7 protein-coding genes and 1 pseudogene are annotated in these 5,762 nt (G+C 66.5%); 4 read left to right on the top strand and 4 right to left on the bottom strand.

The features are described 5' to 3' along the window. Nucleotides 1-356 (bottom strand): annotated as a pseudogene (locus tag ACRDU5_RS05710) (acyl-CoA dehydrogenase); the annotation flags it as partial. Nucleotides 357-487: 131 nt separating this feature from the next. Beyond that, nucleotides 488-1,165, bottom strand: coding sequence for a DUF427 domain-containing protein (locus ACRDU5_RS05705; RefSeq protein ID WP_526613518.1), 678 nt, complete (start codon nt 1,163-1,165; stop codon nt 488-490). A 148-nt stretch (nt 1,166-1,313) separates the two neighbouring features. Here ACRDU5_RS05705 and ACRDU5_RS05700 point away from each other — a divergent pair, with 148 nt between their 5' ends. Further along, a complete protein-coding gene (locus tag ACRDU5_RS05700; protein ID WP_526613517.1) occupies nt 1,314-2,750 on the top strand; it encodes a WS/DGAT/MGAT family O-acyltransferase in 1,437 nt (478 codons plus the stop codon). A 3-nt stretch (nt 2,751-2,753) separates the two neighbouring features. Here ACRDU5_RS05700 and ACRDU5_RS05695 read toward each other — a convergent pair whose 3' ends face one another. Further along, nucleotides 2,754-3,008, bottom strand: a complete 255-nt coding sequence (locus tag ACRDU5_RS05695; protein ID WP_526613516.1) for a DUF2631 domain-containing protein — start codon at nt 3,006-3,008, stop codon at nt 2,754-2,756. 112 nt (nt 3,009-3,120) lie between these two features. Here ACRDU5_RS05695 and ACRDU5_RS05690 point away from each other — a divergent pair, with 112 nt between their 5' ends. From ACRDU5_RS05690 to ACRDU5_RS05680, 3 genes are read left to right on the top strand one after another with little or no spacing between them, the layout of a single operon-like run. Further along, complete coding sequence (locus ACRDU5_RS05690) at nt 3,121-3,990, top strand: TIGR03619 family F420-dependent LLM class oxidoreductase (RefSeq protein ID WP_526613515.1); 870 nt, start codon at nt 3,121-3,123, stop codon at nt 3,988-3,990. Nucleotides 3,991-4,046: 56 nt separating this feature from the next. Beyond that, entirely contained in the window at nt 4,047-4,526 is a 480-nt protein-coding gene (locus ACRDU5_RS05685; protein WP_526613514.1) for a histidine kinase, read from the top strand. 27 nt (nt 4,527-4,553) lie between these two features. Then, the gene (locus ACRDU5_RS05680; RefSeq protein ID WP_526613513.1) at nt 4,554-5,360 is read left to right on the top strand and encodes a DUF4097 family beta strand repeat-containing protein; all 807 of its coding nucleotides are present in this window, start codon (nt 4,554-4,556) and stop codon (nt 5,358-5,360) included. On the opposite strand, the gene ACRDU5_RS05675 is transcribed toward ACRDU5_RS05680, so the two are convergent. Beyond that, a complete protein-coding gene (locus ACRDU5_RS05675) occupies nt 5,357-5,761 on the bottom strand; it encodes a nitroreductase/quinone reductase family protein (RefSeq protein ID WP_526613512.1) in 405 nt (134 codons plus the stop codon). The genes ACRDU5_RS05680 and ACRDU5_RS05675 overlap by 4 nt on opposite strands. Between the last annotated feature and the right edge of the window lies 1 nt (nt 5,762).

Raw genomic sequence — 5,762 nt, 5'->3', positions numbered from 1 at the left:
AGCAGCATCTCGTTGATCGCCCATGTCAGCGCCGCCGGTGCGGCGACGCCGCCGACCTCCTCGGCGAGGCCGACGCGCCACCACTCGGCGTCCTTGACAGCCTGCACCGTCTTGGCCAACTCGGCGGGCACGGTGATGGTGTGTCGGTCCGGGTCGAACACCGGCGGGTGACGGTCGGCGTCCGCGAACGACGCGGCGACCGGACCCTCCGCCAGGCGGGCGACCTCGTCGAGCATCGTGCGCACCGTGTCGACGTCGAGATCGCCGTAGCTGCCCGATCCGAGGACGTCACCGAGGCGCAGTACCTCGAACAAGTTGAACTCGACGTCGCGGACGTTGGCGATGTAGTGGCCCAAGGGTTTTCCTCCACGCAGACAAACTGAACGCAGTCTGTCCGGGCGGAGAAAACGTACGCAACCGTAACCAGCGCGAACCTACGGTGACGCAACCGTAGGGAGCGAGGTCACGGTGCGGGTTGTGACGACCGTCACACCTCCGGCAGTTCCGCCAGGACGTCGGCGCGCGCCGCGTCGAAGCTGAGATAGCCCTTGATACGCAGTGTTTCGGGCAGCGGGTCCTGATAGTTCCAGGCGACGTCGTCCACGGCGGTGTCGCCGATGACGGCCGACCAGTACGTCGCATCGCCCTTGTAGTTGCAATAACTGGTGGTGGCCGACCGCCGCAGCAGGTCGGTGCGCACCAACGACGGGTCGACGTAGAGCACGGGCGCAAGTGCGGTTTCGAACACGATGACCGTCTCGGTGGTGTCCACCAGCGTGGTGCCGGCGACGGCGACTCGCAGCCCACGGCTCGTTGGGCGGCAGTCGACGCGGTGATAGGGGTTCGGCGGGTAGTGGACGAGCTTGCGTCCCTCCTCGAGCCAGGTGTCGACCGCATCCCAGGGCACGCGAACATATCCGGCTGCCTCAGATTCGGGTTCGCTCGGAAGGTCGCCGATTTCATCGGCCGGGAACGCGTAGCTGAGTGGATGGCCGCGGCGATGCACCATCAGTGCCCGCTCGGTGTCGATCAGCAAGCGGCCATCGCGGAAGGCTTGAACGCGTCGGGGATGCGGCTCGACGAAGACCAGGTCGTCGGGCAACCGAGAAGAGAACCATCCGGCGGGGTCCTTGCTGAGCGGACCGTGCCCGGCGACGAGACTCATCGCGCGGCTCCTATGGGGTTTACAAAACGCGGTCAAAATGTCACGCGGTGATGATATCAGGCCAGATTGGCGGAACCGCCCACCGAGCAATGCCGAAGGAGTGCAATGGAGGACACCAGAACGGGTCGTTGACGAATGGGGGTGGGATGTGAAGCGACTCAACGGCGTGGACGCGTTGATGCTGTACACCGAGACACCTGAAGTCCACATGCACACACTGAAGATCGGCGTGCTGGATGTGTCCGACGTGCCTGGTGGCTACGGCTTCGACGTGTTCCGCAGCGTGGCGTTTCCGCGGTTGCAGGCCATGGCGCCGCTTCGGTATCAGCTCGTCGACATTCCGCTGAAACTGCATCACCCGATGTGGGCGGTGAACGACGACATCGACTTCGACTATCACGTGCGCCAGGCGCGGGTGCCCGCCCCGGGTGGGCGTCGCGAGCTGGATCAACTGATCGGCGAGATCGCCAGCACCCCGCTGGACCGCCGCCGTCCGCTGTGGGAGATGTACGTCGCCGACGGCCTGGCCGACAACCGCATCGCCATCATCCACAAGGTCCATCACGTACTCGCCGACGGCGTGGCATCGGCAAACCAGATGGCGAAGGCGATGGAGCCCCACCAGCCATCGCGGGTGGTGGGGATGCCGGAGGCTCCCGATATGGCGCGGACGCGGGCGGCCCTGCTGAGGGCGGCGGGACGTGATCATGTGCGGCTGGTCCGAAAACTGCCCCGGCTGGTAAGCGAAACGGCCAGCGGGGTTTCGCGGGTTCGGCGCCGGTCCAAGGAGCGGGGCGAGCATCCCGATCTCGCCCGAAATTTCTCCCCGCCGGACTGTTTCATCAACCACGTCGTCACACCGGGGCGCCGGTTCGCGACGGCGCCGCTCGCGTTATCGGATGTCAAGGAGACCGGCAAGCACCTTGGCGTCACGATCAACGACATGGTCCTGGCGATGGCCGCCGGTGCGCTGCGCAAGCTGTTGCTCCGGTACGACGGACGAGCCGACTCACCGCTCATCGCCGGTGTGCCGGTGAGCACCGATACGTCCCCGGACCGATTGGTGGGCAACGAATTCACCTACATGACGCCGTCCATACCCGTTCATATCGACGATCCGCTGGAGCGGGTGAAGGTGACCGCGGTGGGCACGAAGATCGCCAAGGAGAACAACCAGTTGCTCGGGCCGACAATTTTGCCAGCATGGCTCGCCTATCTTCCCCCGTCGCTGGCACCCCCGATGTTCCGTAGGCAGGCCAGGCGAATGGAGTCGGCCAGCTTGATGAACCTGACCATCTCGAACGTGCCCGGCCCGCGAGAGCGAGGACACATCGAGGGGGCGACCGTCAGTGAGATCTACTCCGTCGGCCCGGTGGTCACCGGCAGCGGGCTCAACATCACGGTATGGAGCTACGTCGATCAGCTCGCCATCTCGGTGCTCACCGATGACCGCACGCTCGATGATCCGCACGAGGCGACCGACGCGATGATCGATGCGTTCGCCGAAATCCGAAGTGCTGCGGGAATTTCCGGTGACCTGAGGCGCGTCAATACCGCCTTGCCGCTGGCCGCCGCGGTCGGTTGAGTGCTACCTGATCCAGCCGCGGCGGCGCAGCCACCAGTCTCGTCCGACGGCGACCAGGATGAGCGCGGCGAAGCCGATCACGAAGAAGTCCTCGATACGGCCGGCGTGGTTGCCATGCAACATGGCCAAAAGAAACCCGGCCGACAGTAGACCGCCGATGTGGATCCAGCGGTGGTTCTCCTTGGACCAGCCCCAATTCGCGGACGGCACATCCTCGACGTCGACGTCGGTGTTCCGGTCCACCTCGGTGTTCGCCACGGCGGCTCCTCACGGTCGGGCTGAACTCTGCCGACATTCTGGCATAGGTCTACTACGCGCCGCCGTATACCCGCTGTACTGATGTTCGCCACCGATGACGAAAGGGTGACATATGCAGTTTTGGTCAGGAACCGCATTCATGGACACGTTGGAGGCCATCCCGGTGGCGCGGATGCTCGATGAGGCCGGCTACGACGGCGTGCTCTGTTCCGATCACATGATCTATCCGCGCGAGCTGTCGTCGCCGTACCCCGATTCGCCGACGGGCAAGCCAGGTTGGCCGCCCGACACCGCCTGGCCGGACTCCTGGGTGCTCATCGGCGCAATGGCCTCGGTAACCCGCCGGCTTCGGTTCTCCAACGCGGTGTATGTCGCGCCGGCCCGTCCGCTGCTGGAAGTGGCCAAGCTGGTCGCGACGGCCTCCGCTGTCTCGGAAGGCCGGGTGTCGCTCGCGGTCGGCGTCGGATGGATGCGCGAGGAGTACGAATTGATGGGGCAGGACTTCGGCAATCGAGGCAAACGGCTCAACGAGATGATCCCCGCGCTGAGGGAGTTGTGGCGCGGCGGCTGGGTGTCCTGGAGCGGCCGGTACTACCAGGTGCCCGAGCTGATGATCGAACCGCATCCGCCGGTGCCGGTGCCGATTCTGTGCGGCGGCGAGTCCGAGGCCGCGCTGCGGCGTGCGGCGCGACTGTGCGATGGCTGGGTCGGCTACGCGTACCCATGGGACGACGCGGTTGGTTACGTGAAACGGCTGGACGCGCTGCGGAGGGAGTACGGACGGGAGCAGGAGCCGTTCGAGGTAATGCTGGCGCTGCTCGAACCGCCGTCGGTCGATCTGTACAAACGGGCCGAGGACATCGGTATCACCGCGGTGATGTGGGTGCCATGGGCCGGGCCGGAGATCGGGTCTGCCGGCGTCGAACGCTACCGGGAACCGATCGAGCGGTTCGCCGAAACCATCATTGACCAGCTCCGTTAGCCTATGACGGCATAGTGACGCTTGTGGTGACACCATTATGATGTCATGATGATGTCATGGATCTGCAACCGTACGTCGACGGGGTACGCCACGAGCTGGGTGTGGCCGCCGAGGCCGGTGGTCCCGACGCCGCCCAACTGGCCGAGCGCCTGACGGCGCCGCTCGAGTCGGCGATCCGACTCGCGCTGCTCGAAGCGCTGTCCGACGCGGCGGAGCAGATCACCCGCGAAATCGCGCCCCGATCTGTCGATGTGCGGCTGCGCGGTCGCGACCCGGAGTTCACCGTCAGCTCTGGCGTCGAGGACATGCCCGACGAGCCGGTCGCCGCGGCCACCGAGCCCGACGTTGTCGGCGGCACGTGGCGGGTGACGCTGCGGCTACCGGAGAACCTGAGGTCGGCGGTCGACGCGGCTGCCCGCGGCGAGGGGCTTTCGGTGAATGCCTGGCTGGTGCGCGCGGTCACCGCAGCGCTGGGCCCCCGCGGCCGGCGCTCACATGCCAACACCGACAAGCACTTCAGCGGCTGGGTCCGCTGAGCCACGAAATCACAATTAGGAGAAGCGATGCCAACATTCCCAACACCCGACCCCATCACGGCCGTTATCGAGGTGGTGGCCGGTTCGGTCCACCTCGTCGCAACCGACCGCGACGATACCGTGGTGGACGTCCGCCCGCGCGACCCGAACCGGTCCTCTGACATACGGGCGGCCGAGCAGACGCGCGTTGACTTCCGCAACGGCACGCTCACGGTTTCGGCCGGCCGGCGATTCGTATCCCTCGGTCGTGGTGGCGCGGTCACCATCGACGTCGAATTGCCGTCGCGTTCGCGGCTTCAGGCGTCAGCAGCTTCCGCCGATGTCCGCGCCGACGGCGAGTTCGCCGAGTTCCGGTTCGCGTCGGCGAGCGGAGACGTCATCGCCGACTCAGTCACGGGAAACGTCAAGGCGGACACCGCCTCTGGCGACATGACCGCCCAGAGCGTCACGGGCTCGGCCGTCGTGGCGACAGCGTCGGGCGGCGCGACAATCGGTGACCTCGATGGCGACGTGAAGTTCCGGACCGCCAGCGGGTCGCTCAAAGTCGGGCGACTGCACGGCACCGTCAACGCCCAGACGGCGTCGGGCGACGTCACCGTCGCAACCGCGATCAACGGCACGGTCTCGGTGCAGTCCAGCAGCGGCGAGGTCGAAGTCGGCATCGCCGAAGGCACCGCGGCCCGGCTTGATCTGCGGACGGGCACGGGCCGGGTACGCAACAACCTGAATTCGGCGGACGGCCCGGCAGAGGGCGACGAGACCCTCGACGTGCTCGTCCGAACCGCCTCCGGCGATATCGGCGTTCAACGGGCAACCGGGCCGGCGGCGGCCTAACCCGGATCCAGCCTGAACACCGGAATCCTGCCGGCGAGCGCTTCGAACTCATCTGGGGTTCCTTCCCGCACCAGCCCGGTTCGTTTCCCGAACCCCACGCCGATGGGAACCTCGGTCGGAAACGCCCGCAGCACCGGTCGTGCCTGCTGGGTGCTGAGCTCGACGATCTTGACTGGCCGCGACTCGCGGCCATGTGAGAGGGTGCCGGCCCCGGCGGCCCGCGCGTTGAGCGCCCAGTCGGCGCGGGGAAACCCGGCGACGGTGTACAAGCCGCCCTGGAACTCGAACGGAGTCATCGGGGTGCTGCGTAGTCGGCCCGACTTGCGGCCCGGCACCGTTAGGACCATCGCCGGCCCGGTCCGGAGCCCAAGCTTCTGAAGCCCTTTCACCACTCTGTTCATT

It is taken from the genome of Mycobacterium sp. (assembly GCF_050701515.1).
Lineage (GTDB): Bacteria > Actinomycetota > Actinomycetes > Mycobacteriales > Mycobacteriaceae > Mycobacterium.
The sequence above is the reverse complement of the archived record's forward strand: the minus strand, read 5'-3'. Positions and strand labels throughout refer to the sequence as shown.

Excerpts from the sequence above, each read along its gene's own strand:
- ACRDU5_RS05705 (WP_526613518.1), bottom strand. The coding sequence starts at position 1,165 with ATGAGTCTCGTCGCCGGGCACGGTCCGCTCAGCAAGGACCCCGCCGGA.
- ACRDU5_RS05690 (WP_526613515.1), top strand. The coding sequence starts at position 3,121 with ATGCAGTTTTGGTCAGGAACCGCATTCATGGACACGTTGGAGGCCATC.
- ACRDU5_RS05685 (WP_526613514.1), top strand. The coding sequence starts at position 4,047 with ATGGATCTGCAACCGTACGTCGACGGGGTACGCCACGAGCTGGGTGTG.
- ACRDU5_RS05680 (WP_526613513.1), top strand. The coding sequence starts at position 4,554 with ATGCCAACATTCCCAACACCCGACCCCATCACGGCCGTTATCGAGGTG.
- ACRDU5_RS05675 (WP_526613512.1), bottom strand. The coding sequence starts at position 5,761 with ATGAACAGAGTGGTGAAAGGGCTTCAGAAGCTTGGGCTCCGGACCGGG.